The organism is Staphylococcus intermedius NCTC 11048, assembly GCF_002902385.1.
Lineage (GTDB): Bacteria > Bacillota > Bacilli > Staphylococcales > Staphylococcaceae > Staphylococcus > Staphylococcus intermedius.
This window is the reverse complement of sequence record NZ_PPQH01000052.1, coordinates 43,179-65,294: the sequence shown is the minus strand read 5'-3', so window position 1 is coordinate 65,294 and position 22,116 is coordinate 43,179. Positions and strand designations below refer to the sequence as shown.

The 22,116-nt window shown below is 37.9% G+C and carries 38 protein-coding genes; 2 read left to right on the top strand and 36 right to left on the bottom strand.

Annotated features, from left to right (window positions below):
- Nucleotides 1–170: 170 nt before the first annotated feature.
- Nucleotides 171–716, top strand: a complete 546-nt coding sequence (locus tag CD138_RS11400) for a cysteine hydrolase family protein (RefSeq protein ID WP_019167916.1) — start codon at nt 171–173, stop codon at nt 714–716.
- 338 nt (nt 717–1,054) lie between these two features.
- On the opposite strand, the gene rpsI is transcribed toward CD138_RS11400, so the two are convergent.
- The 35 genes from rpsI to rpsJ all read right to left on the bottom strand — a co-directional run bounded on the left by rpsI (nt 1,055) and on the right by rpsJ (nt 19,759).
- A complete protein-coding gene (gene rpsI / locus CD138_RS11395; RefSeq protein ID WP_033193793.1) occupies nt 1,055–1,447 on the bottom strand; it encodes a 30S ribosomal protein S9 in 393 nt (130 codons plus the stop codon).
- A 19-nt stretch (nt 1,448–1,466) separates the two neighbouring features.
- Nucleotides 1,467–1,904 carry a 50S ribosomal protein L13 gene (rplM, locus tag CD138_RS11390; protein ID WP_019167914.1) on the bottom strand — a complete coding sequence of 146 codons (438 nt, stop codon included), beginning with the start codon at nt 1,902–1,904 and terminating at the stop codon, nt 1,467–1,469.
- A gap of 208 nt (nt 1,905–2,112) precedes the next feature.
- The gene (gene truA, locus CD138_RS11385; RefSeq protein WP_019167913.1) at nt 2,113–2,916 is read right to left on the bottom strand and encodes a tRNA pseudouridine(38-40) synthase TruA; all 804 of its coding nucleotides are present in this window, start codon (nt 2,914–2,916) and stop codon (nt 2,113–2,115) included.
- Nucleotides 2,917–2,931: 15 nt separating this feature from the next.
- Nucleotides 2,932–3,735 (bottom strand): energy-coupling factor transporter transmembrane component T family protein, encoded by an 804-nt coding sequence (locus tag CD138_RS11380; protein WP_019167912.1) that lies wholly within the window; start codon nt 3,733–3,735, stop codon nt 2,932–2,934.
- Nucleotides 3,725–4,591, bottom strand: coding sequence for an energy-coupling factor transporter ATPase (locus CD138_RS11375; RefSeq protein WP_019167911.1), 867 nt, complete (start codon nt 4,589–4,591; stop codon nt 3,725–3,727). Before CD138_RS11375 ends, CD138_RS11380 begins: the two co-directional genes overlap by 11 nt.
- Nucleotides 4,588–5,397 (bottom strand): energy-coupling factor transporter ATPase, encoded by an 810-nt coding sequence (locus CD138_RS11370; protein ID WP_019167910.1) that lies wholly within the window; start codon nt 5,395–5,397, stop codon nt 4,588–4,590. Before CD138_RS11370 ends, CD138_RS11375 begins: the two co-directional genes overlap by 4 nt.
- Before the next feature lie 455 nt (nt 5,398–5,852).
- Nucleotides 5,853–6,221: a 50S ribosomal protein L17 gene (gene rplQ / locus CD138_RS11365; protein WP_019167909.1), complete on the bottom strand. Its 369-nt coding sequence runs from the start codon at nt 6,219–6,221 to the stop codon at nt 5,853–5,855.
- A gap of 16 nt (nt 6,222–6,237) precedes the next feature.
- Entirely contained in the window at nt 6,238–7,182 is a 945-nt protein-coding gene (locus CD138_RS11360; RefSeq protein WP_019167908.1) for a DNA-directed RNA polymerase subunit alpha, read from the bottom strand.
- Between the two features lie 75 nt (nt 7,183–7,257).
- Nucleotides 7,258–7,647, bottom strand: a complete 390-nt coding sequence (gene rpsK / locus CD138_RS11355) for a 30S ribosomal protein S11 (protein WP_014613235.1) — start codon at nt 7,645–7,647, stop codon at nt 7,258–7,260.
- Between the two features lie 24 nt (nt 7,648–7,671).
- Nucleotides 7,672–8,037 carry a 30S ribosomal protein S13 gene (rpsM, locus tag CD138_RS11350; protein ID WP_014613234.1) on the bottom strand — a complete coding sequence of 122 codons (366 nt, stop codon included), beginning with the start codon at nt 8,035–8,037 and terminating at the stop codon, nt 7,672–7,674.
- 23 nt (nt 8,038–8,060) lie between these two features.
- Nucleotides 8,061–8,174: a 50S ribosomal protein L36 gene (gene rpmJ, locus CD138_RS11345; protein ID WP_002509257.1), complete on the bottom strand. Its 114-nt coding sequence runs from the start codon at nt 8,172–8,174 to the stop codon at nt 8,061–8,063.
- A gap of 31 nt (nt 8,175–8,205) precedes the next feature.
- Complete coding sequence (gene infA, locus CD138_RS11340) at nt 8,206–8,424, bottom strand: translation initiation factor IF-1 (protein WP_001118443.1); 219 nt, start codon at nt 8,422–8,424, stop codon at nt 8,206–8,208.
- A gap of 166 nt (nt 8,425–8,590) precedes the next feature.
- Complete coding sequence (locus CD138_RS11335) at nt 8,591–9,244, bottom strand: adenylate kinase (RefSeq protein ID WP_019167907.1); 654 nt, start codon at nt 9,242–9,244, stop codon at nt 8,591–8,593.
- Nucleotides 9,245–9,261: 17 nt separating this feature from the next.
- Nucleotides 9,262–10,554: a preprotein translocase subunit SecY gene (gene secY, locus CD138_RS11330; protein ID WP_019167906.1), complete on the bottom strand. Its 1,293-nt coding sequence runs from the start codon at nt 10,552–10,554 to the stop codon at nt 9,262–9,264.
- Nucleotides 10,554–10,994, bottom strand: a complete 441-nt coding sequence (gene rplO, locus CD138_RS11325; protein ID WP_014613231.1) for a 50S ribosomal protein L15 — start codon at nt 10,992–10,994, stop codon at nt 10,554–10,556. The genes secY and rplO overlap by 1 nt, the downstream gene beginning before the upstream one ends.
- A gap of 16 nt (nt 10,995–11,010) precedes the next feature.
- Complete coding sequence (gene rpmD / locus CD138_RS11320; protein WP_019167905.1) at nt 11,011–11,190, bottom strand: 50S ribosomal protein L30; 180 nt, start codon at nt 11,188–11,190, stop codon at nt 11,011–11,013.
- A 16-nt stretch (nt 11,191–11,206) separates the two neighbouring features.
- Nucleotides 11,207–11,707: a 30S ribosomal protein S5 gene (gene rpsE, locus CD138_RS11315; RefSeq protein ID WP_019167904.1), complete on the bottom strand. Its 501-nt coding sequence runs from the start codon at nt 11,705–11,707 to the stop codon at nt 11,207–11,209.
- Between the two features lie 22 nt (nt 11,708–11,729).
- Nucleotides 11,730–12,089, bottom strand: coding sequence for a 50S ribosomal protein L18 (gene rplR / locus CD138_RS11310; protein ID WP_019167903.1), 360 nt, complete (start codon nt 12,087–12,089; stop codon nt 11,730–11,732).
- A gap of 31 nt (nt 12,090–12,120) precedes the next feature.
- Complete coding sequence (rplF, locus tag CD138_RS11305; RefSeq protein WP_019167902.1) at nt 12,121–12,657, bottom strand: 50S ribosomal protein L6; 537 nt, start codon at nt 12,655–12,657, stop codon at nt 12,121–12,123.
- A 28-nt stretch (nt 12,658–12,685) separates the two neighbouring features.
- Nucleotides 12,686–13,084: a 30S ribosomal protein S8 gene (rpsH, locus tag CD138_RS11300; RefSeq protein WP_019167901.1), complete on the bottom strand. Its 399-nt coding sequence runs from the start codon at nt 13,082–13,084 to the stop codon at nt 12,686–12,688.
- 30 nt (nt 13,085–13,114) lie between these two features.
- The gene (locus tag CD138_RS11295) at nt 13,115–13,300 is read right to left on the bottom strand and encodes a type Z 30S ribosomal protein S14 (RefSeq protein ID WP_019166622.1); all 186 of its coding nucleotides are present in this window, start codon (nt 13,298–13,300) and stop codon (nt 13,115–13,117) included.
- A gap of 21 nt (nt 13,301–13,321) precedes the next feature.
- The gene (gene rplE, locus CD138_RS11290) at nt 13,322–13,861 is read right to left on the bottom strand and encodes a 50S ribosomal protein L5 (protein WP_019167900.1); all 540 of its coding nucleotides are present in this window, start codon (nt 13,859–13,861) and stop codon (nt 13,322–13,324) included.
- A gap of 25 nt (nt 13,862–13,886) precedes the next feature.
- A complete protein-coding gene (gene rplX, locus CD138_RS11285) occupies nt 13,887–14,201 on the bottom strand; it encodes a 50S ribosomal protein L24 (RefSeq protein WP_014613223.1) in 315 nt (104 codons plus the stop codon).
- Between the two features lie 43 nt (nt 14,202–14,244).
- Nucleotides 14,245–14,613 carry a 50S ribosomal protein L14 gene (gene rplN, locus CD138_RS11280; RefSeq protein WP_014613222.1) on the bottom strand — a complete coding sequence of 123 codons (369 nt, stop codon included), beginning with the start codon at nt 14,611–14,613 and terminating at the stop codon, nt 14,245–14,247.
- A 28-nt stretch (nt 14,614–14,641) separates the two neighbouring features.
- Nucleotides 14,642–14,905: a 30S ribosomal protein S17 gene (rpsQ, locus tag CD138_RS11275; RefSeq protein ID WP_014613221.1), complete on the bottom strand. Its 264-nt coding sequence runs from the start codon at nt 14,903–14,905 to the stop codon at nt 14,642–14,644.
- A gap of 25 nt (nt 14,906–14,930) precedes the next feature.
- The gene (gene rpmC / locus CD138_RS11270; RefSeq protein WP_014613220.1) at nt 14,931–15,140 is read right to left on the bottom strand and encodes a 50S ribosomal protein L29; all 210 of its coding nucleotides are present in this window, start codon (nt 15,138–15,140) and stop codon (nt 14,931–14,933) included.
- Nucleotides 15,130–15,564 carry a 50S ribosomal protein L16 gene (gene rplP / locus CD138_RS11265; RefSeq protein WP_014613219.1) on the bottom strand — a complete coding sequence of 145 codons (435 nt, stop codon included), beginning with the start codon at nt 15,562–15,564 and terminating at the stop codon, nt 15,130–15,132. Before rplP ends, rpmC begins: the two co-directional genes overlap by 11 nt.
- A gap of 2 nt (nt 15,565–15,566) precedes the next feature.
- Complete coding sequence (gene rpsC / locus CD138_RS11260) at nt 15,567–16,220, bottom strand: 30S ribosomal protein S3 (RefSeq protein WP_014613218.1); 654 nt, start codon at nt 16,218–16,220, stop codon at nt 15,567–15,569.
- A gap of 23 nt (nt 16,221–16,243) precedes the next feature.
- Nucleotides 16,244–16,597, bottom strand: coding sequence for a 50S ribosomal protein L22 (gene rplV, locus CD138_RS11255; RefSeq protein ID WP_014613217.1), 354 nt, complete (start codon nt 16,595–16,597; stop codon nt 16,244–16,246).
- Between the two features lie 33 nt (nt 16,598–16,630).
- Entirely contained in the window at nt 16,631–16,909 is a 279-nt protein-coding gene (rpsS, locus tag CD138_RS11250; protein WP_014613216.1) for a 30S ribosomal protein S19, read from the bottom strand.
- Nucleotides 16,910–16,973: 64 nt separating this feature from the next.
- Entirely contained in the window at nt 16,974–17,807 is an 834-nt protein-coding gene (gene rplB / locus CD138_RS11245) for a 50S ribosomal protein L2 (protein ID WP_019167899.1), read from the bottom strand.
- Between the two features lie 31 nt (nt 17,808–17,838).
- The gene (gene rplW / locus CD138_RS11240) at nt 17,839–18,114 is read right to left on the bottom strand and encodes a 50S ribosomal protein L23 (RefSeq protein WP_019167898.1); all 276 of its coding nucleotides are present in this window, start codon (nt 18,112–18,114) and stop codon (nt 17,839–17,841) included.
- Nucleotides 18,114–18,737: a 50S ribosomal protein L4 gene (gene rplD, locus CD138_RS11235; protein ID WP_019167897.1), complete on the bottom strand. Its 624-nt coding sequence runs from the start codon at nt 18,735–18,737 to the stop codon at nt 18,114–18,116. Before rplD ends, rplW begins: the two co-directional genes overlap by 1 nt.
- A 26-nt stretch (nt 18,738–18,763) precedes the next feature.
- Complete coding sequence (gene rplC / locus CD138_RS11230) at nt 18,764–19,423, bottom strand: 50S ribosomal protein L3 (protein WP_019167896.1); 660 nt, start codon at nt 19,421–19,423, stop codon at nt 18,764–18,766.
- Between the two features lie 27 nt (nt 19,424–19,450).
- A complete protein-coding gene (gene rpsJ / locus CD138_RS11225) occupies nt 19,451–19,759 on the bottom strand; it encodes a 30S ribosomal protein S10 (protein ID WP_014613211.1) in 309 nt (102 codons plus the stop codon).
- Between the two features lie 469 nt (nt 19,760–20,228).
- Here rpsJ and CD138_RS11220 point away from each other — a divergent pair, with 469 nt between their 5' ends.
- Nucleotides 20,229–20,612 carry a hypothetical protein gene (locus CD138_RS11220; RefSeq protein ID WP_019167895.1) on the top strand — a complete coding sequence of 128 codons (384 nt, stop codon included), beginning with the start codon at nt 20,229–20,231 and terminating at the stop codon, nt 20,610–20,612.
- A 148-nt stretch (nt 20,613–20,760) separates the two neighbouring features.
- Here CD138_RS11220 and CD138_RS11215 read toward each other — a convergent pair whose 3' ends face one another.
- The gene (locus CD138_RS11215; RefSeq protein WP_019167894.1) at nt 20,761–22,095 is read right to left on the bottom strand and encodes an NCS2 family permease; all 1,335 of its coding nucleotides are present in this window, start codon (nt 22,093–22,095) and stop codon (nt 20,761–20,763) included.
- Between the last annotated feature and the right edge of the window lie 21 nt (nt 22,096–22,116).

The following is a 22,116-nucleotide window of genomic DNA, read 5'->3' as shown; positions in this document are numbered from 1 at the left end:
TTTTATAATCACCAGTTCAAAACCTTCTCAAGTATATATGTAACCTATTATACATGATATACATATAGCATCCTACCTTTAATAGCAATCTACCTTCCGCTTCTCAATGACTTTATTATTCATCCCATCTCGTTTATGCTTAATGGTACAAACTAAGGAGGTATTGGGTTATGACGAAATATGGTTTACTTATTATTGATGTTCAGAACGATTATTTTAGTGGCGGGAAAATGGCATTACACGAACCTGAAAAGGCCCTTCATCATATTCAACAACTTGAACATGACTTTAATTCGAAAAATTTACCTATCATTTATATTCAACATATCAATACACAGCCAAATCCAACGTTTTTTGAAAAAGGAACAGAGGGTGTGGCATTACATTCTGAACTCTCATTGCAAGATAACAGTATTATCATTGAGAAGCATTTTCCGAACAGTTTCTTGCAAACGGACCTTCAAGCAACACTGGATCAGCTCGACGTTGATTCACTTGTCATTACCGGTATGATGACGCACATGTGTGTGGATTCCACAACAAGAGCTGCCGCTGAGTTAGGTTACAATCCTTTGCTCATTCATGATGCAACAGCGACACGTCCTTTAACATTTAATGGCAATGATGTTCAAGCAAGCGACGTACAAAATGCATTTATTTCATCATTAAGCAATTTTTCAACTGTTATGACCACTGACGATTGGATGAAAGCATAATTCATTTCATATCATTTTGACTGCTATGTGTGTCTTGATATAAAGGTGACAAAATCAATCACCACGTCATCATACAATCTAGCAGTCTTTCTTTTTATCTCACAATCATTGAAGCCTTTTATCATGCAATAATCACTTGTATATCTTTCATTTTCCCCGTCGCTTCAACTTTGCCATTATGAGCCCCTATTTCGTCCGATCACTTTACATGCTTTCTAAAAGTCATTTCAAAGCGCACCAATTCTCCAATATTCCTATGAGCAATCTGTCTTTTCAACACAAAAAAAGACACCTTCCCACAATGAGAAGATGTCTTGAAACATAATATATATTCGATATTAACGTTTTGAGAATTGAGGTGCACGACGGGCTTTTTTAAGACCTGGTTTTTTACGTTCTTTCATACGTGGGTCACGTGTTAATAGACCAGCACGTTTTAATGAACCTCTGTATTCAGGATCTGCTTCTAATAATGCACGTGCGATACCGTGACGGATTGCTTGTGCTTGACCAGTGAAGCCACCACCGTGAACGTTAACTAAAACGTCATAGTTACCTTTAGTTTCTGTTACGTCGAATGGTTGGTTTAAGTCTAAGATTAATGATTCGAATGGTAAGTAATCACGTACGTCACGATCATTTACTTTAATGTTACCTTCACCTGGTACTAAACGTACACGTGCTACTGAGTTTTTACGACGGCCTGTGCCTCTATATTCAACTTGTGCCAATGTCATTTCCTCCTTCTAATTAACCACGTAACTCGTAGTTTTCTGGTTGTTGTGCAGCGTGTGGATGTTCAGCGCCACCATAAACGAATAATTTTTTACCTTGTTTTTCACCTAAACGTGAACTTGGTAACATCCCTTTAATTGATGTTTCAAGTAAACGTTCTGGGTTTGTACGTTTTAACTCGCCAGCAGTGATTGATTTTAAACCACCTGGGTGATTTGAGTGACGGTAGTAAATTTTATCGCTTTCTTTGTTACCAGTTAATTCGATTTTTGATGCGTTGATGATGATTACGTAGTCACCTGTGTCAACGTGTGGTGTATAAGTTACTTTATTTTTACCGCGTAAGATACTTGCTACTTCTGATGATAAACGACCTAATGTTTGCCCTTCAGCATCGACAACGTACCATTTGCGCTCAATGTTTGATTCATTTGCCATAAATGTTTGACGCATAATTGAGTCCTCCTAGTGAATAAATGTTTCTATAGTTTTTGGGTGATTGTACAAAACAATCCAGTGCGCTATTTATTCCGTTAGCTGTTGCTCTTTCCTGCTTATATATCTTGTAACACAATAAGTTTCCGGGGCTTATCGTGGGGTGATATAAAACAATACCGTTAACTATGATATAGGTTTTACAGTATAAAGTCAATGTGTTTCGTTAAATTTGTGTTGATTTTTTATAGTGAATTTGAATGTCGTCACCAAAGTCCACTCTTAACTGTTCTGGCGCTAAATAAATCTTCTCTAAATACAGACCTTCAGCTGGCGCAGTGTGCGGAACAAGGTTTCTGTCTTGTTGTGTAAGCAAGTTGGGAACGTCATCTGCTGAACGCTTCCCTTTGCCGACTTCTAATAAATACGCCATAATGACACGCACCATATTATACAAAAATCCTGAACCTGTAATGACGAAATCGATACCGTCTGCTGTTGGTTCAATACGACTTTCATATATCGTACGTTCTTTACTTTCAACTTCTGTTTTTTGCGAACAAAACGTCGTAAAATCATGCGTACCAATAAAATACTGTGCTGCACGTTGCATCGCTTCAATATTTAATGTTTTCGGCTCAAATGTTTTCAATTGTGACCAAAACGGATTACGATGTTCAGCTTGATACATGCTGTAACGATAACGCTTGCCAACACAGTCATAGCGACAATGAAAATCTTGATCAATAAAAGTAACCTCATGCACATAAATATCATCAGGCAATGCACTATTCATCGCATGTTGCCAACGTTCAGGCGTAATGTTTAAATGCGTATCAAAATGAAAATATTGTTCTTTGGCGTGTACACCACGGTCCGTTCGACTGGATGGATGAATGCGTACATGTTGCTGATGCATGCGCTTTAATATTTTTTCAAAGTACCCTTGAACTGTCCGCCCTTGATTTTGAATTTGAAATCCTAAAAATTGTGCACCGTTATAACTGATTTTAACGAGGACACGTTGCATAATATCGTCCTTTCTTTAAAAAGCTTGGCCTAACCATAGCGATACTGCTGCAATGGGAATCAGGCTCACTATTAATAATGTATCTTTCAACTGCCATTTTAAAACGCGATAACTCGTCCGTTCTGCATTGGCATCATACCCTCTTACTTCCATGGCAATAGCGAGTTCTTCTGCACGTTGAAACGCAGAAATAAACAATGGAATCAGTAACGGAATAAATGCTTTAATTCTCGTCGTCAATGAACCTGAGCTAATATCCGAACCACGTGATTTTTGTGATAAGATGATTTTATCCAATTCTTCCATTAAAGTCGGAATAAATCGTAATGCAATGGACATCATCATACTTAACGCCGCGACAGGAATTTTAACATATTTCAACGGTTTAAACAGGCGATCAAATGCATCTGTTAAATTCAATGGACTCGTCGTTAATGTCAAAATCGTCGACACAATCATAATGAAACCTAAACGAAGTACAATCAGTATCCCTTCTCTTATCCCGTTTGAATCAATCGTAATGAAGCCCCATTCAATCAAACGTGTCCCCCCTTTTGTGAGGAACAAATGCATGATAAAGGTCAAAATTAGAAAGAAAAAGACCGGTAACAAACCTTTGAAGAGAAATCCTAATGGAATACGGGCAAGTTGCGTGATCGCGAGTAGTATGATGGCAAGCCACAAGTAACTCAAAGGATGATGACTTGCAAAAATAATGATAATAAATAAAAATACAAAAATTAGTTTCGCCCTTGGATCCAATCGATGTATCACCGTATCTAACGGAAGAAAACGTCCAATAATTAACTTATCTTTCATGACGTTGCCTCCATTCCTCATAAATCGCTACAAATGATGCTTCAGTTAATGCTAATTTGTCGAACTGCACACCTAACTTTGCCTCGACATCACGCTGTAACCGTACAATGTCTGGGAGACACAAATGTAATGCATTGACATCATCAGCGCGCTGGAAGAAGTCATACGGTGTCGTGGATTCAATTAACGTTCCGCCTTGCATAATTTTAATCTCATCCGCAAATTCAGCCACATCATTCATATCATGAGTTACCAAAATAATTGTTTTTCCTTCTTCTACCTGTAACTTCTTAAACAATGTCATCACTTGCGCTTTACTACGTGGATCCAAACCAGCTGTCGGTTCATCTAAAATTAAAATTTCAGGATCCATAGCTAATATGGCTGCGAGCGCAATTTTACGCATTTGTCCTCCTGAGAGCATAAAAGGGGACTGTTGCATCACTTTCTCTGCATCAAAGCCTAGTTCACCAAGTAACGCTATCGCTTTGTCACGCGCTTCTTCTAAGTCCATACCGTAATTGCGTGGTCCGAACAAGACTTCCTTTTCCACTGTTTCTTCAAATAGCTGCGACTCCGGAAATTGAAACACCATCCCTATCCGTTGACGAATCGATTTCAAATGTTTGTCTTTCGTTTTTCGATTGATTATCACATCTAGCACTTGTACCTGCCCACGTGTCGGTTTGACTAATCCATTGAAATGTTGAATTAATGTCGACTTGCCTGATCCCGTTTTACCAATAATCGCGTAATAACGTCCAGGTAAAAAATCTGTTGTGATTTGATTTAAAGCTTGATATTCATAAGGTGTTTTCTTTTGATACGTGTATGAAACTTCTTCAAATTTAATCATGTCAACCGCTCCAATAATCCTTCATAGGTCATAAACGAACGGATGAGTTTTAGTTTTTGAGCCATCCGCATTTCAAACGGCAAGTCCAAACCGATTTCCACTAATGCCTCGCCTTGCTCAAAAATCGTTTCAACCGTTCCTTCTAAAAATACTTCGCCACGATTCATCACAATGACGCGATCTGAAGACACGACTTCTGACAAATCATGCGTAATCGAAATCACCGTGACGCCTTTATTTCGATTGAGTGCTTTCACCATTGCTAAAATGTCACGTTTCCCTTCCGGATCCAACATCGCCGTTGCTTCATCGAGAATAATCAGCTGCGGCTCTAGTGCTAAAACACTCGCAATGGCTACACGCTGTTTTTGGCCACCAGAAAGCGCAGTCGGTTCATGGTGTTGTTTATCATACATGTCGACGTCTTTAAGTACTGAAGGCACGATGTCATGCATCTCATCATAGGATAGCCCTTTATTTTCTAAGCCAAAAGCCACATCATAGCTCACTGTCGATCCTACAAATTGATTTTCAGGATTTTGAAACACGATGCCAATGTGGTGTTCAAAGGCTGAACGGTCCACACCTTTGATAGAACTGCCGTTAATACGAATATCGCCTTCATACTCTTGTTCAATACCTGTGAGAAGTTTCGCTATTGTCGATTTGCCTGAACCGTTATGGCCGACAATAGATAACCATTCGCCTTTGTTCACTTTGAATTGGATATCTTTTAAAACTTTCGCTTGATCCTCATGATATTGAAATGACACATGATCAAATTCTATCAAGTGCTCGTGTTCCATTCCGAGTGCCTCCTTTATATGCTAATATGACTATTTTACAAAAAACAGCGTCATTTGTATATGTATCGTTCATCTTTGTCTTTCGTTCAATCCAATCGCAAGCAATCCATTATCAAAAGTTAACGCATCTGTCATTCAAAAAAGGGCATGAGATAATGTAACATCATCTCACACCCTTGCCTACGACCTTGGGGCTGGGACACAATGAAGTATGCACAACCCTTGTCTATAGTATAAGTCAATCAAAATACAAAACCCGTTCAGATGATAGAGGCCATAGAACTTTTTGCCCAACCCATCCAACATAGACATAAAAAAGCGCGCACCCCATCTGAATTGAGTTCACGCTTTGTCGTCAATATTAAGTTAGATGGGGTACTCTGAGCTAGACAATATTTGTATGTGGCAAACATTATCGTTGCACTCATTTGCTTTCATGTAGTAGTGTGTATCAATTATACTAATTCAATGATTACTTTTAATGCGCCATCGCCTTGACGTGGAGCAACTTTAAGAATACGAGTGTAACCACCTTGACGCTCTTGATAACGTTCAGCGATTTCACCGAATAATTTTTGAAGTGCAGTTTGAGTCGTTTCATCTTCATTTAAGATTTGAACGTTGCGTAATGTTTTAGCAGCATGACGACGAGAAGCTAAGTCACCTTTTTTACCTAAAGTGATTAATTTTTCAACTACGCTACGAAGTTCTTTCGCACGTGCTTCAGTCGTTTCGATGCGTTCGTTAACGATTAATGATGTTGCTAAATCACGTAACATTGCTTTACGTTGATCTGAAGTACGACCTAATTTTCTGTAACCCATGAGTTAACCTCCTTTATCAATCTTCTTTTCTTAGACCTAAACCTAAGTCTTCTAATTTGTATTTCACTTCTTCAAGAGACTTACGACCTAAGTTACGAACTTTCATCATATCAGCCTCTGATTTGTCAGCGAGTTCTTGTACTGAGTTAATACCCGCACGTTTAAGACAGTTGTATGAACGTACAGATAAGTCTAATTCTTCAATAGACATTTCTAATACTTTTTCTTTTTGATCTTCTTCTTTTTCAATCATGATTTCTGCATTTTTTGCTTCATCAGTTAAACCAACAAAGATGTTTAAATGCTCAGTCATAATTTTAGCAGCTAAAGATACTGACTCTTGCGGTGTAATTGAACCATCAGTCCATACGTCTAATGTCAATTTATCGAAGTCAGAACTTTGTCCCACACGCGTGTTTTCAACTGTATAATTCACACGCTCTACTGGAGAGTATAATGAATCTACTGGAATCACACCAATTGGAAGATCACTTGAGTTATTTTGATCAGCTAATGCATACCCACGTCCTGTATTCGCAACTAAACGTAACTTAAGGTGACCACCTTTAGACACTGTCGCAATTTTAAGGTCAGGGTTCAAAATTTCAACATCACTGTCATGCATGATATCTTTTGCAGTGACTTCGCCTTCTTCTTTAATATCGATTTCAAGTGTTTTATCCTCTTCAGAATAAATCTTAAGTGCTAACTTTTTAATATTCATCACAATTGTAGAAACGTCTTCAACGACATGATCAATTGCTGAGAATTCGTGTAACACACCTTCAATTTCGATATACTTCACAGCCGCACCTGGTAATGATGATAGTAGGATACGACGTAAGGAGTTTCCTAGTGTAGTACCATAACCACGCTCTAATGGTTCAACAACGAACTTACCGAATTTAGCATCATCACTAACTTCAATTGTCTCAATTCTAGGTTTCTCAATTTCAATCATTTACATATCCTCCTTAAGTACGTCGACTTGCATAAACTTTAAATTCAAGTGATTTGTGACAAAACAAAAATTTAATTATACGCGACGACGTTTTGGTGGACGGCAACCATTATGTGGAACTGGAGTAACGTCTTTAATCGCTGTTACTTCTAAACCTGCTGATTGTAACGCACGGATCGCTGACTCACGACCTGGGCCAGGGCCTTTTACAGTTACTTCAACTGATTTTAAACCATGCTCCATCGCTGCTTTTGAAGCTGTTTCAGAAGCCATTTGAGCTGCGAATGGTGTAGATTTTTTAGAACCTTTAAAACCAAGCGCACCTGCAGATGACCATGATAAAGCATTACCGAATTCATCTGTGATTGTTACGATTGTATTATTGAATGTTGAACGGATATGAGCCACACCGTTTTCAATATTCTTTTTCACTCTACGTTTACGTGATACTTGTTTACGTGCCATAGTATAATTTGCCTCCTTTACCTATTATTTTTTCTTGTTAGCTACAGTTTTAACTGGGCCTTTACGCGTACGAGCGTTGTTTTTAGTTTTTTGACCGTTAACCGGCAATCCACGACGGTGACGGATACCACGGTAAGATGAGATTTCCATCAAACGTTTGATGTTTAAGTTTGTTTCACGACGTAAGTCACCTTCGACTTTATAACCGTCTACAACTTCACGAATACGACCTAACTCATCGTCAGTAAGGTCTTTAACACGTGTGTCTTCTGAAACGTTTGCTTCTGAAAGGATCTTTTGTGCTGATGTTTTACCGATACCGTAGATATAAGTTAATGAGATTACTACGCGTTTATCACGTGGGATATCAATTCCTGCAATACGTGCCATTATAATTTACACCTCTCTTTTAATTAACCTTGTTTTTGTTTATGCTTAGGGTTTTCACAGATTACCATGACTTTACCTTTACGTTTAATGACTTTACATTTTTCGCAAATAGGTTTTACTGATGGTCTTACTTTCATTTTTATACCTCCTTCAATGTTGGAGTGACAATTATTTATAACGATATGTGATTCTTCCGCGTGTTAAATCATACGGAGACATTTCTACTGTTACTTTGTCGCCAGGTAGAATACGGATATAGTTCATACGAATTTTACCACTCACATGTGCTAGAATTTCATGACCATTTTCTAATTCTACTTTAAACATTGCATTTGGTAAAGTATCTAATACTGTACCTTCAAGTTCGATAACGTCTTGTTTTGCCATTTGGAATAACGCCTCCCTTTTGTTGTAAGGATATAGAATATTTATTCATGAACGGTCTACTTTAGTTATACTCACTTTAACACAATCGCTATAAAGCCTTGTCACCATAAAAAATCAATTTATGCCTTCAAAGTTAACGACTGATTCAAATGATTTCACCAAGCCGTTATGATTTAAGTGACTCTAAAATTTCAATCACATCTGATGTTACTTCATCAATGTGTTTTGACCCGTCAATGTTTTTCAAAAGACCTTTTTGACTGTAAAACTCTAAAATAGGTTTAGATTGCTTTACATTCACTTCTAAACGGTTCGCAACAGTTTCAGGGTTGTCGTCTTCACGTTGATAAAGCTTACCACCATCAATATCACAAATACCTTCAACTTTTGGAGGATTGAAAACAAGATGATATGTTGTGCCACAAGTCTCGCAAATACGACGACCTGTTAGACGATTCATTAACTCTTCTTCTGGCACCTCGATATTCACAACTGCATCAATCGTTCTTCCAAGATCTTCTAGAATTGAATTTAATGCTTCTGCTTGTTCAATCGTACGAGGAAATCCGTCTAATAAGAAACCTTTTTTTGCATCGTCTTCAGAGATACGTTCTTTCACAATCCCAACTGTAACCTCGTCTGGTACAAGTTCACCACGATCCATATAGGATTTCGCTTCTTTACCAAGTTCAGTTTCATCTTTAATCGCTTTTCTGAACATATCCCCCGTTGAAATGTGAGGAATAGGGTACTTTTTAATGATTTCACTCGCTTGAGTTCCTTTACCAGCACCAGGTAATCCCATTAAGATAATGTTCATAAGTGCCCTCCTACAAATTATCGTCTACCAAAGCCTTTATATTCTTTTTCATTCACTTGAGCTTCCAAACTTTTCATTGTTTCGATTGCAACACCGATAACGATGAGTAAGCTTGTACCACCTAATTGAATGGCTTGCGGTAAGTTCATAAATTTAGTCGCAATAATTGGTAAAATCGCAATCACTGCTAAGAAAATTGAACCTACAAACGTTAAGCGATATAAAACTTTAGTGATATATTTTTTCGTTTGTTCACCAGGACGAATCCCCGGAACATAACTGCCTTGCTTCTTAAGATTTTCTGCCATCTTTTCAGGGTTAACTTGAACAAATGCATAGAAATAAGTAAATGCAATAATCAAGACAACATAGACTACCATACCAACACCATTAGATGGATCGGCGTAATTTCCTACCTTTTGTGCCCAGTCGGCATTCGGGAAGAACAATGATAATGTTCTCGGTAATAAAAAGAATGCCATTGAAAAGATGACTGGAATAACACCAGCAGAGTTAACTTTTAATGGTAAGTATGTTGCTTGTGAACCAAGACGCATATGAGATTGTTTCTTTGCATATTGAATAGGTATTTTACGAATCGCTTGTAAAACATAAACCGCGCCGATAGTTAATAAAATCATACCGACAATCAGTCCAAGTACTTTCAACCAAGCGAATGTTACATCATCTTGTCCAATAAACTCTTGCTGATAAAATTGCATGAGTCCGGACGGTAATGTAGATAAAATACCTGCAAAGATGATAATAGAAATACCATTACCAACACCGTATTGCGTGATCTGTTCACCCAACCACATTAAAAATGCAGTACCCGCTGTAAGTACTATTGCAATTAACAAATATGACCAAACATTTTGCTCTTTAATAAGTGCCCCATTCAAATAATTATTGAATTGGAACGACATACCAATCGCTTGAATAAATGCTAGAACAATTGTGAAATAACGCGTGAAGTTATTTAACTTCTTACGACCTGTTTCACCTTGCTTAGCCCATTCAGTAAACTTAGGTACAATATCCATTTGCAATAGCTGCATAACAATAGAAGCAGTGATGTAGGGCATGATTCCCATAGCAAAAATGGAAAAGTTCTTCAAGGCTCCGCCACCAAACGTGTTTAACAAGTCAGTGACGCCTTGAGAACCTTGTCGATTATCAAATGCTGCTGGATTAACACCAGGTGCTGGGATATACGTACCTATTTTGAAAATGACTAACATTGCAAGCGTAAAAAGTATCTTGTTTCGAACTTCTTTAGTTTTAAAAAAGTTCACAAGCGTGTGAAACATTAGATCACCTCTTGTGCTCCGCCTTTCGCTTCAATAGCGGCTTTAGCTGAAGCTGAGAATTTGTGTGCTTTAACAGTTAATTTCTTTTCTAATGAACCATTACCTAAAACTTTAATGCCAGCTTTTTCATTTTTAACTACGCCTGTTTCGATTAATAACTCAGGTGTTACCTCAGTACCATCTTCAAATTGATTAAGTTGGTCCAAGTTAACGATAGCGTATTCTTTACGGTTGATGTTTGTGAAACCACGTTTTGGAATACGGCGGAATAATGGTAATTGACCACCTTCGAAACCTGGTCTTACGCCACCACCTGAACGTGCTTTTTGACCTTTTTGACCACGACCACTTGTTTTACCGTTACCAGTACCTGCACCACGGCCGACACGGTTACGTAATTTACGTGATCCTTCTGATGGTTTTAATTCATGTAATTTCATTTTGGCACCTCCTTAATTATTTTTCTTCTACTGATACTAAGTGACTTACTTTGTTAATTTGTCCACGAATTGCTGCGTTGTCTTCAACTGTAACAGAAGAATTGATCTTGCCTAGACCAAGTGCTTTAACTGTTTTACGTTGTGTTTCTGGACGCCCAATAACGCTTTTAGTGAGGGTGATTTGTAATTTAGCCATTTATCTGTTTCCCTCCTTAATTGTATAATTCTTCTACTGTTTTGCCGCGTAAACGCGCAACATCTTCAGCATTTTTTAAGTTTTTCAAACCATTCATAGTCGCACGAACCATGTTAATTGGTGTGTTTGAACCTAATGATTTACTTAAGATATCAGTGATACCTGCAAGCTCTAATACGGCACGAACTGGTCCACCTGCGATAACACCAGTACCAGGAGCTGCTGGTTTCATTAAAACACTACCTGAACCGAAACGTCCAGTGATTGTGTGTGGTGTAGTACCGTCAACACGAGTAACAGTAATTAAATCTTTTTTCGCAGCTTCTACTGCTTTTTTGATTGCTTCAGGTACCTCTTGTGCTTTACCAGTACCGAAACCAACGCGACCATTTTTGTCACCTACTACTACAAGTGCAGTGAAACGGAAACGACGTCCACCTTTTACAACTTTAGCAACACGGTTAATCGTAACAACGCGTTCTTCAAATTCTTTAACTTCTTCTTCTCTACGAGCCATTTATATTGTCCCTCCTTTTAGATTAAAATTGAAGTCCATTTTCGCGAGCTGCATCTGCTAATGCTTTCACACGTCCGTGGAATAAGTATCCTCCACGATCGAATACAACTGCTTCGATGCCTTTTTCATTTGCTTTTTTAGCAATCACTTCACCGACTTTAGAAGCCATTTCAACTTTTGTTGCAGATGTATCTACATCGCTATCTTTAGTTGAAGCTTGAACTAAAGTAACGCCTTTAGTATCATCGATGATTTGTGCATAAATGTGTTTGTTTGAACGATATACGTTTAGACGTGGCTTCTCGCTAGTACCTGACAATTTCGTACGAACACGTGCATGTCTTTTTAAACGTACTTTATTTTTATCAATTTTGCTGATCATGTCAATACTCCTTTCTTATTAGAGTGATTTATTATTTACCAGTTTTACCTTCTTTACGACGTACATATTCACCTTGGTAACGAATACCTTTACCTTTATAAGGCTCTGGAGGACGAACGTCACGAATTTTTGATGCTGTTGCACCTACTAATTCTTTGTCGATTCCTTCAACTTTAACTGTCGTATTTTTTTCTACTGAGAAAGTGATTCCTTCAGCAGCTTCAAATTCAACTGGATGAGAGTAACCTACGTTTAATACAAGTTTGCTACCTTGTACTTGTGCACGGTAACCAACACCGATAAGTTCAAGTGTTTTTTCGTATCCTTTAGATACACCTTGTACCATGTTATTGATTAACGCACGAGTTGTACCATGAATTGTTCTATGTTCTTTAGAATCTGATGGTCTAACAACTTCAAGTGTGTTTTCATCTTGTTTGTAAGTCATTTCTTCATTTAAAGTTTGTGATAATTCACCTTTAGACCCTTTAACTGAAACTGTATTACCTTCGATCGTTACAGTTACATCGCTAGGGATTTCGATAATTTTTTTACCAACACGGCTCATGTTCTGGCACCTCCTTATTTATTTAATATTACCAAATGTAAGCTAATACTTCTCCGCCTACGTTACGTTTTCTAGCTTCTTTATCAGTGATTACACCTTCAGAAGTTGAAACTAATGCAATACCTAAACCATTTAATACTTTAGGCATTTCGCTTGCTTTAGCATAAACACGTAAACCAGGTTTTGAAATACGTTTAAGACCAGTAATAACACGTTCGTTATTTGAACCATATTTTAAGAATAAACGGATAACACCTTGTTTATCATCTTCGATATATTCTACATTTTTGATGAAACCTTCATTTTTAAGGATTTCAGCAATTTCTTTTTTAATGTTTGATGCAGGTAATTCTAATTTTTCGTGACGCACCATGTTTGCGTTTCTTACACGAGTAAGCATATCTGCAATTGGATCTGACAATGTCATAGTTGTTGCCTCCTTTCAAGAGTTAAATTTTTACCAGCTAGCTTTACGTACGCCAGGAATTTGACCTTTGTAAGCTAATTCACGGAAACAAATACGGCAAAGTTTAAATTTACGATATACAGAATGTGGACGTCCACAACGTTCGCAACGTGTATATTCACGGACTTGGAATTTTTGTTTACGTTGTTGTTTAACAACCATTGATTTTTTAGCCACTTAATTCGCCTCCTTTAGAGATTATTTTTGAAACGGCATACCGAATTGAGTTAATAATTCGCGCGCTTCTTCATCTGTGTTAGCAGTAGTAACGATAACGATATCCATACCACGTACTTTTGATACTTTATCATAGTCAATCTCAGGGAAGATTAATTGTTCTTTAACACCTAATGTGTAGTTACCGCGACCGTCGAATGCATTTTTAGATACACCGCGGAAGTCACGTACACGTGGTAATGAAACTGAGATTAATTTATCTAAGAATTCATACATTCTTTCGCCACGTAATGTTACTTTAGCACCAATTGGCATACCTTCACGTAAACGGAAAGTCGCAATTGATTTTTTCGCTTTTGTAATTAATGGTTTTTGACCAGTGATTGCAGTTAACTCTTCAACAGCGCTATCTAACACTTTAGAGTTTTGTACAGCGTCACCAACACCCATATTCACAACGATTTTATCGATTTTTGGTACTTCCATTACTGAGTTGTAGTTAAACTTTTTAACTAAGTTTTGTGTAACTTCTGAATTGAATTTTTCTTTTAAACGGTTCAAAGTGGATCCTCCTTTCAACTAAGTATTAATTAGACTTGATTTCTTCGCCTGATTTTTTAGCGATTCTTACTTTTTTACCATCAACAAATTTGTAGCCTACACGAGTAGGTTCGTTTGTTTTAGGGTCTAATATTTGTACGTTAGAAACATGAATTGCTGCTTCAGTTTCTAAGATTCCACCTTCAGGATTCATTTGAGTTGGTTTTTGGTGTTTTTTAACGATGTTCACACCTTCCACAACGACGCGGTCTTTTTTAGGTTGAGTTGCTACAACTTTACCTGTTTTACCTTTGTCTTTACCTGCGATAACGATTACGTTGTCACCTTTTTTGATATGCATGTGGGCACCTCCTTGGAATTTATTATTTATGATTTTCGATCGATTATAGTACTTCTGGTGCTAAGGAAACGATTTTCATAAAGTTTCCTTCACGTAATTCACGTGCTACTGGTCCGAAGATACGTGTACCACGTGGTCCTTTGTCATCACGAATGATAACACATGCATTTTCATCAAATTTGATGTAAGAACCATCTTTACGACGTACACCTGATTTCGTACGTACTACGACAGCCTTAACAACATCGCCTTTCTTAACAACGCCTCCAGGTGTAGCATTTTTAACAGTTGCTACGATGACGTCACCGATGTTAGCAGTTTTGCGGCCAGATCCACCTAATACTTTGATTGTAAGTACTTCACGAGCACCAGAGTTGTCTGCTACTTTTAAACGTGTCTCTTGTTGGATCATGATTAAACCTCCCTTATCTTTATAGTCATTAAATGATTACTGATTCTTCGACGATTTCTACTAAACGGAAACGTTTTGTCGCTGATAAAGGACGAGTTTCTTGAATTTTAACGATATCTCCGAATTTAGCTGAATTGTTTTCGTCATGTGCTTTATACTTTTTAGAGTATTTTACACGTTTGCCATATAGTTTGTGCGTTTTGTATGTTTCAACTAAAACAGTCACTGTTTTGTCCATTTTGTCTGAAACTACTTTACCAACGTAAACTTTACGATCATTTCTTTCGCTCACTTTAGTAACCTCCTCTTTCAATCAATTATTGATTTGCTTTACCTTGTTCTAATTCTCTTTCACGTGCAACAGTTTTTAGACGTGCAATTGTTTTTCTTACTGTCTTGATTCTTGCAGTCTCTTCTAATTGACCTGTAGCTAATTGAAAGCGTAGGTTAAAAAGCTCTTCTTTTGAAGATTTGATTTGCTCTTCGATTTCTGAAGTGGTTAAGTCTCTAATTTCCTTAGCTTTCATTTGTTTCACCACCCAATTCTTCACGTTTTACAAACTTCGTTTTAACTGGAAGTTTGTGGCTCGCTAGACGTAATGCTTCACGCGCAACTTCTTCAGATACGCCAGCAACTTCAAATAAAATACGGCCTGGTTTTACAACTGCGATCCAGCCTTCAACCGCACCTTTACCAGCACCCATACGTACTTCTAAAGGTTTTTGTGTGTATGGTGTGTGAGGGAAGATTTTAATCCAAACTTTCCCGCCACGTTTCATGTAACGTGTCATAGCAATACGAGCTGATTCGATTTGACGAGAAGTAATCCAAGAAGTTGTAGTAGCTTGAATACCATACTCACCGAATGTTACAAAGTTACCGCCTTTTGAACGACCTTTTGTATCAGGACGATGTTGACGACGATATTTTACACGCTTTGGTAGTAACATAATTATTTTCCTCCTTCACTATTTTTCTTAGTAGGAAGAACTTCACCACGATAAATCCATACTTTAACACCTAACTTACCATAAGTTGTGTCAGCTTCTGCATGTGCATAATCGATGTCTGCACGTAAAGTATGAAGTGGTACAGTTCCTTCTGAATATTGTTCAGCACGCGCGATGTCTGCACCGCCTAAACGACCTGAAACTTGTGTTTTGATACCTTTAGCACCTAATTTCATTGCTCTACCGATCGCTTGTTTTTGAACACGACGGAATGAAGCACGGTTTTCTAATTGACGTGCAATGTTTTCAGCAACTAAACGTGCATCAAGATCAACTTTCTTAATTTCAACTACGTTAATGTGAACTTTTTTGTCAGTAAGTTGATTTAATTTGTTACGAAGTTTTTCGATTTCTGAACCGCCTTTACCAATTACCATACCTGGTTTACCAGTGTGAATAGCAATGTTGATGCGGTTAGCAGCACGCTCAATCTCAACGTGAGATACTGATGCGTCTTTCAATGCTTTATCAATAAATTTACGAATTTTTAAGTCTTCATGTAAAAGTGATGCGAAGTCTTTTTCAGCATACCATTTCGCGTCCCAGTCACGGATGACACCAACACGAAGTCCGATTGGATTAATTTTTTGACCCACGGTATTCCCTCCTTAAAATTTGATTAAGCTTCTTGAGCTTCCTCTTGTCCATCACTTACTACGATAGTGATATGACTTGTTCTTTTGTTAATTGCGCTTGCACGTCCTTGTGCACGTGGACGGAAACGTTTTAATGTTGGTCCTTCGTTAGCATATGCTTCTTTAACAACTAATTGATCAGTGTTCATACCATAGTTGTGCTCTGCATTAGCTAAAGCGGACATTAATAATTTTTCTACTACTGGAGAAGAAGCTTTATTTGTTAATTTCAAAATAGCTACTGCTTCTCTTACGTCTTTACCTCGAATGAGATCCAATACTAATCGAACTTTACGAGGTGCGATTCTGATAGTTCTAGCAACCGCTTTTGCTTCCATTCGTATTTCCTCCTCTACTTACTAGAAATGGTATTATCTTCTTGTTTTCTTGTCGTCTGCAGCATGTCCTTTGAATGTACGTGTTGGAGCAAATTCACCTAATTTGTGTCCAACCATATCTTCAGTTACATATACAGGTACATGTTTACGTCCGTCGTATACTGCGAATGTGTGTCCAATAAAGTTTGGGAAAATCGTTGAACGACGTGACCATGTTTTAATTACTTGCTTTTTCTCGCTATCGCCTTGAGCCTCAACCTTTTTCATTAAGTGATCATCGACGAAAGGTCCCTTTTTAATACTACGAGCCATATTGGCGCCTCCTTTCTTATTATGTGCGTGCAGCGATTACGCCGCACACCCAAATAAGCTATTTTTATTTTCTCTTGCGTCCACGTACGATAAGTTTATCTGAACGTTTTTTACCACGACGAGTTTTCTTACCAAGCGTTGGTTTACCCCATGGTGACATTGGAGATGGACGTCCGATTGGGGCACGACCTTCACCACCACCGTGTGGGTGATCATTAGGGTTCATTACAGAACCACGTACTGTTGGGCGTTTACCTAACCATCTAGATTTACCCGCTTTACCAACGTTAACAAGTTCGTGTTGTAAGTTACCAACTTGACCAATAGTAGCACGGCAAGTTGAAAGAATCATACGTACTTCACCAGAACGAAGTCTTACAAGTACATATTTACCTTCTTTACCTAATACTTGCGCGCTAGCACCTGCTGAACGTGCAAGTTGTCCGCCACGACCTGGTTTCAATTCAATGTTATGAATTACTGAACCTACAGGAATGTCTTTTAATGGAAGTGCATTCCCGACTTTAATGTCAGCTTCAGAACCACTTTCAATGATTTGACCTACTTCTAAGCCTTTAGGTGCGATGATGTAACGTTTTTCACCATCTGCATATACGATTAAAGCAATGTTTGCTGATCTGTTTGGATCATATTGGATAGAATCCACTTTACCTGGAATTCCATCTTTATTACGTTTGAAATCAATAACACGGTATTGACGTTTGTGTCCGCCACCATGATGACGTACAGTCAATTTACCTTGGTTATTACGACCCGCTTTTTTCGGTAGCGGTTGTAATAATGACTTTTCAGGCTCAGATTTTGTGATCTCAGCAAAATCTAATGTAGTCATATTACGACGACCATTTGTAATTGGCTTGTAATGTTTTAGAGCCATTGTCGCTTACCTCCTTATTGGTATTTGATTTTTAGTTAAATAAGTCGATTTGACCTTCTTTTAATGTCACAATCGCTTTACGACGTTTGTTTGTATAGCCTTGGTAACGGGCCATACGTTTTTTCTTTGGTTTGTAGTTGATAATGTTAACGTTAGCAACTTTTACTTCAAAGATTTCTTCTACTGCTTTTTTCACTTCTGTTTTGTTAGCACGTACGTCTACATCAAAAGTGTATTTATCTTCAGCCATAGCTGCAGATGATTTCTCAGTGATTACGGGGCGCTTTAGAATGTCTCTAGCTTCCATTATCCGAGCACCTCCTCAACTTTTTTAGCTGCTTCTTGAGTGATTAATACGCTGTCAGCATGAGTTAACTCTAATACGTTTAACCCTTCTGGTGTTGTAATCGTTACACCTGGGATGTTACGTGCTGATAACTCAACATTCACATCTTCTCCAACTGTCACAACTAAAACTTTTTTAGGTAATTCTAAGTTTGTTAAAGCTGTTTTGAATTCTTTTGTTTTTGGTGCTTCTAAGTTAAAGCTATCAACAATTTTGAATTCATTTTCTTGTACTTTGTAAGAAAGTGCTGAGCGTAATGCTAAACGACGCATTTTCTTAGGCATTTTGTAGCCATAGCTTCTTGGTGTTGGTCCGAATACGATACCACCACCACGCCATTGTGGTGCACGGATTGTACCTTGACGCGCACGTCCTGTACCTTTTTGTCTCCATGGTTTACGTCCACCGCCACGAACAGCTGAACGGTTTTTGACCGCATGTGTACCTTGGCGTAATGAAGCACGTTGTAAGTTAATTGCTTCGAATAATACACTATTATTTGGTTCGATAGCGAATACTGAATCGCTTAATTCTACTGTACCAGCTTTTGAACCATCAACTTTATATACATCATAATTTGCCATTATGCATTTCCTCCTTTCGCTACTATTTATTTGTTAGCTTTGATTGCTGATTGGATTTGTACAAAACCTTTTTTAGGTCCAGGTACATTACCTTTTACTAAAATAACGTTGTTTTCCGTATCAACTTGAACAACTTCTAAGTTTTGAACAGTTACTGTGTTACCGCCCATACGGCCTGGTAACTTTTGTCCTTTAAATACGCGTGATGCATCTGATGCCATCCCGATTGAACCTGGTGCTCTGTGGAAATGAGAACCGTGTGACATAGGTCCACGTGATTGGTTATGACGTTTGATTGCACCTTGGAAACCTTTACCTTTTGAAGTTCCTGTTACGTCAATAATGTCGCCAACTTCAAATGTATCTACTGAGACTTCTTGACCTACTTCGTATTCATCAACATTAACGTTTCTGAATTCACGAATGAAGCGCTTAGGTGCTGCGTCAGCTTTTTTAGCGTGACCTTCAGCTGCTTTAGTCGCATATTTATTAGTTTTTCTACCTTTTTTGTATGCTTCTTTGTTTTCAAAACCGATTTGGATTGCGTTGTAGCCGTCAACCTCTACAGTTTTCTTTTGTAATACTACGTTTTCTTTAGCTTCTACTACTGTAACTGGGATTAATTCACCGTTCTCACCGAACACTTGAGTCATCCCGATTTTTCTTCCTAAGATTCCTTTGGTCATCGAAAGTCCACCTCCTAAAATTTTCTATTATAATTTAATTTCGATGTCTACACCTGATGGTAAGTTTAAGCCCATAAGCGCGTCAACTGTTTTTGGCGTAGGATTTACAATGTCGATTAAACGTTTATGTGTACGTTGTTCGAATTGCTCACGAGAATCTTTGTACTTATGAACCGCACGAATGATTGTGTATACTGCTTTTTCAGTTGGTAATGGAATTGGACCAGAAACATCCGCTCCAGAACGTTTTGCAGTTTCAACAATTTTTTCTGCTGATTGATCGATTACACGGTGATCATAAGCTTTTAATCTAATTCTGATTTTTTGTTTTGCCATGATTTACCCTCCTTATTCGTCTTCATTAAAGTGATAGACTTCTCCACGAAAACTATCTCACACAACGCCATGGCAAAGCGGCCGGGTGTGTCAGTAACCTTTCGCTTCATCGCATTAAAAGTCCAACATTAGACATGATACATGAAATGTTTTAACTTCGCAACTATTTCTACAAAGTTTTTTATGTCTAATTCACATACCTCATCATTTTACTTGATATGTGTGTTAAGTTCAATAGCTTAGTGAGATTTTTTCAAATTAAATCTTACTTTTTGTTTCTTATCATTTAAACAATTATAATAATGTTAAATCATTCTTCTTTATTTAATTACGTTACAAAGACATCTGTGTCCACGTAACACATAAGATTTCCGTTTTATCATTTATATGAAGGATGAGTTACTTTCATTATATGACAACAATCGATGTATGATCGTCGCTTGTTTCTATTACTAAGGAGTTGTTTACTTTGACAAGAAATGCTAAAACCGCATTGATGATTTTATCTATCATCGCGCTTGTATCTGAGTTCATTGCGGGTTTCCCATTTTTAGGTGGCTGGTATGTTCTCGCATTAGGATGGCAACCGCTAGCCTTTAATGCGTTTATCTATTTAGTCATGGTGCTTATTTTTATATTCGATCGTCAAAATACGATACGCCCCATGTTGTTAATACCAGCTGGTGGCATCATTGCGAGTGCACTTGCGGTGATTCCTTTCGTTGGGATGATCTTGCATTGGATTATGTTTGTGTTATTAATTTTCCTATTGATTGTTTTATTTGTAACACCTGTTTATCTAAAAGCATCTTATACACGTTATGAGAGTTCAGATGACACGCATAGACGTTAACAAACAATCCTTAAAGAGATTAGGCGACTTTGATCGTTTAATCTCTTTTTTTACATTTATACATGATTCTCTTAACATTTTTCAATATACAAAAAGAAGCTCGAACAGCGCATCAAGCACCACTCGAACTTCTCAACCTTATTTGATTTTAACCATGTACAAACGCGAAGTATAGGATAAAGATGAACATTAAACCATACATAATCGGATGAACTTCTTTATGGCGTTTTGTTAATACCATTGTTATTGGATAGAAAATAAAGCCACATGCAATCCCTGTTGCAATGGAGTATGAAAGTGGCATCATAATCACTGTAATGAAAGCTGGCACGGCAACTTCAAAACGTTTCCAACTAATTTCCGCTAAATTTGAAGCCATTAACACACCGACAATGACAAGTGCTGGTGCTGTGACTGCTGGCGTGACAACTGCCATTAATGGGTTGAAGAATAGTGCAAGTAAGAAACAAATACCTGTTACAATACTTGCAAAACCTGTACGTGCACCCACTGCCACACCTGAAGTAGATTCAATGTAAGATGTCGTCGTTGTTGTACCAAAGACTGCCCCTACCATTGTTGCTAATGAGTCTGAGAACAATGCACGACCTGCGCGCGGTAACTTGTTGTCTTTCATCATACCTGCTTGAGATGCAACAGCAACAATTGTCCCTGCTGTATCAAAGAAGTCAATGAATAAAAATGTTAAAATGACGATTAAAAACTGAATCGTAAATAGTTGTGACGGGTCTTGGAACGATTCGAATGCTGCGCCAAATGTAGGTGCGATACTCGGGACTTTACCAACAATCGCATTTGGTGGTGCGATTTGTTGTGTCAGTAAACCTACGATAGCTGTGACAACCATCCCGATAAAGATTGCACCTGGTATTTTCTTAGCGTATAACACAACTGTAATGATAATACCGAAAACAGCTAACAATACTGTAGGATCTGTAATTTTCCCTAAAGTCACAAGTGTCGCATCTTCATTTTTGATAATGCCTGAACCTTGTAAACCGACAAAAGTAATAAATAAACCTATTCCGGCCGAAACAGCCATCTTCATTTCAAATGGAATGGCATTGATAATTGTTTCTCTCAAACCTGTAGCCGTTAAAATTGAAAAGATGAGTCCTGAGAAAAACACGCCTGTTAAACCCGTTTGCCATGGAATTCCCATTGTTAGAACGACTGTAAATGCGAAAAATGCATTTAAGCCCATACCCGGTGCAAGTGCGATAGGATACCTTGCTATTAACCCCATAAATAAACAGCCAACAAATGCAGCAAGTGCTGTCGCTACGAAAACGGCACCTTGATCCATTTTAAGTGCATCTGGTACCCCTTCTACACTAGCAAGACTTAATATTTGTGGATTGACAGCCAAAATATAAGCCATCGACAGAAACGTTGTTAAGCCACCTAAAATTTCACGACGATAACTCGTTTGGTTTTCGTCAAATCGGAAATATTTTTTCACTTTAATTTTCTCCTTTAAATG

What these genes read in the sequence shown, in the direction of transcription:
- CD138_RS11400 (WP_019167916.1), top strand. Translation starts at nt 171, where the DNA reads ATGACGAAATATGGTTTACTTATTATTGATGTTCAGAACGATTATTTT.
- rplM (WP_019167914.1), bottom strand. Translation starts at nt 1,904, where the DNA reads ATGCGTCAAACATTTATGGCAAATGAATCAAACATTGAGCGCAAATGG.
- truA (WP_019167913.1), bottom strand. Translation starts at nt 2,916, where the DNA reads ATGCAACGTGTCCTCGTTAAAATCAGTTATAACGGTGCACAATTTTTA.
- CD138_RS11380 (WP_019167912.1), bottom strand. Translation starts at nt 3,735, where the DNA reads ATGAAAGATAAGTTAATTATTGGACGTTTTCTTCCGTTAGATACGGTG.
- CD138_RS11375 (WP_019167911.1), bottom strand. Translation starts at nt 4,591, where the DNA reads ATGATTAAATTTGAAGAAGTTTCATACACGTATCAAAAGAAAACACCT.
- CD138_RS11370 (WP_019167910.1), bottom strand. Translation starts at nt 5,397, where the DNA reads ATGGAACACGAGCACTTGATAGAATTTGATCATGTGTCATTTCAATAT.
- rplQ (WP_019167909.1), bottom strand. Translation starts at nt 6,221, where the DNA reads ATGGGTTACAGAAAATTAGGTCGTACTTCAGATCAACGTAAAGCAATG.
- CD138_RS11360 (WP_019167908.1), bottom strand. Translation starts at nt 7,182, where the DNA reads ATGATTGAAATTGAGAAACCTAGAATTGAGACAATTGAAGTTAGTGAT.
- rpsK (WP_014613235.1), bottom strand. Translation starts at nt 7,647, where the DNA reads ATGGCACGTAAACAAGTATCACGTAAACGTAGAGTGAAAAAGAATATT.
- rpsM (WP_014613234.1), bottom strand. Translation starts at nt 8,037, where the DNA reads ATGGCACGTATTGCAGGAATTGATATCCCACGTGATAAACGCGTAGTA.
- rpmJ (WP_002509257.1), bottom strand. Translation starts at nt 8,174, where the DNA reads ATGAAAGTAAGACCATCAGTAAAACCTATTTGCGAAAAATGTAAAGTC.
- infA (WP_001118443.1), bottom strand. Translation starts at nt 8,424, where the DNA reads ATGGCAAAACAAGACGTTATCGAACTTGAAGGTACAGTATTAGATACT.
- CD138_RS11335 (WP_019167907.1), bottom strand. Translation starts at nt 9,244, where the DNA reads ATGAACATTATCTTAATGGGATTACCTGGTGCTGGTAAAGGAACTCAA.
- secY (WP_019167906.1), bottom strand. Translation starts at nt 10,554, where the DNA reads ATGTTTCACACGCTTGTGAACTTTTTTAAAACTAAAGAAGTTCGAAAC.
- rplO (WP_014613231.1), bottom strand. Translation starts at nt 10,994, where the DNA reads ATGAAATTACATGAATTAAAACCATCAGAAGGATCACGTAAATTACGT.
- rpmD (WP_019167905.1), bottom strand. Translation starts at nt 11,190, where the DNA reads ATGGCTAAATTACAAATCACCCTCACTAAAAGCGTTATTGGGCGTCCA.
- rpsE (WP_019167904.1), bottom strand. Translation starts at nt 11,707, where the DNA reads ATGGCTCGTAGAGAAGAAGAAGTTAAAGAATTTGAAGAACGCGTTGTT.
- rplR (WP_019167903.1), bottom strand. Translation starts at nt 12,089, where the DNA reads ATGATCAGCAAAATTGATAAAAATAAAGTACGTTTAAAAAGACATGCA.
- rplF (WP_019167902.1), bottom strand. Translation starts at nt 12,657, where the DNA reads ATGAGCCGTGTTGGTAAAAAAATTATCGAAATCCCTAGCGATGTAACT.
- rpsH (WP_019167901.1), bottom strand. Translation starts at nt 13,084, where the DNA reads ATGACATTGTCAGATCCAATTGCAGATATGCTTACTCGTGTAAGAAAC.
- rplX (WP_014613223.1), bottom strand. Translation starts at nt 14,201, where the DNA reads ATGCATATCAAAAAAGGTGACAACGTAATCGTTATCGCAGGTAAAGAC.
- rplN (WP_014613222.1), bottom strand. Translation starts at nt 14,613, where the DNA reads ATGATCCAACAAGAGACACGTTTAAAAGTAGCAGACAACTCTGGTGCT.
- rpmC (WP_014613220.1), bottom strand. Translation starts at nt 15,140, where the DNA reads ATGAAAGCTAAGGAAATTAGAGACTTAACCACTTCAGAAATCGAAGAG.
- rplP (WP_014613219.1), bottom strand. Translation starts at nt 15,564, where the DNA reads ATGTTACTACCAAAGCGTGTAAAATATCGTCGTCAACATCGTCCTGAT.
- rplV (WP_014613217.1), bottom strand. Translation starts at nt 16,597, where the DNA reads ATGGAAGCAAAAGCGGTTGCTAGAACTATCAGAATCGCACCTCGTAAA.
- rpsS (WP_014613216.1), bottom strand. Translation starts at nt 16,909, where the DNA reads ATGGCTCGTAGTATTAAAAAGGGACCTTTCGTCGATGATCACTTAATG.
- rplB (WP_019167899.1), bottom strand. Translation starts at nt 17,807, where the DNA reads ATGGCTCTAAAACATTACAAGCCAATTACAAATGGTCGTCGTAATATG.
- rplW (WP_019167898.1), bottom strand. Translation starts at nt 18,114, where the DNA reads ATGGAAGCTAGAGACATTCTAAAGCGCCCCGTAATCACTGAGAAATCA.
- rplD (WP_019167897.1), bottom strand. Translation starts at nt 18,737, where the DNA reads ATGGCAAATTATGATGTATATAAAGTTGATGGTTCAAAAGCTGGTACA.
- rplC (WP_019167896.1), bottom strand. Translation starts at nt 19,423, where the DNA reads ATGACCAAAGGAATCTTAGGAAGAAAAATCGGGATGACTCAAGTGTTC.
- rpsJ (WP_014613211.1), bottom strand. Translation starts at nt 19,759, where the DNA reads ATGGCAAAACAAAAAATCAGAATTAGATTAAAAGCTTATGATCACCGT.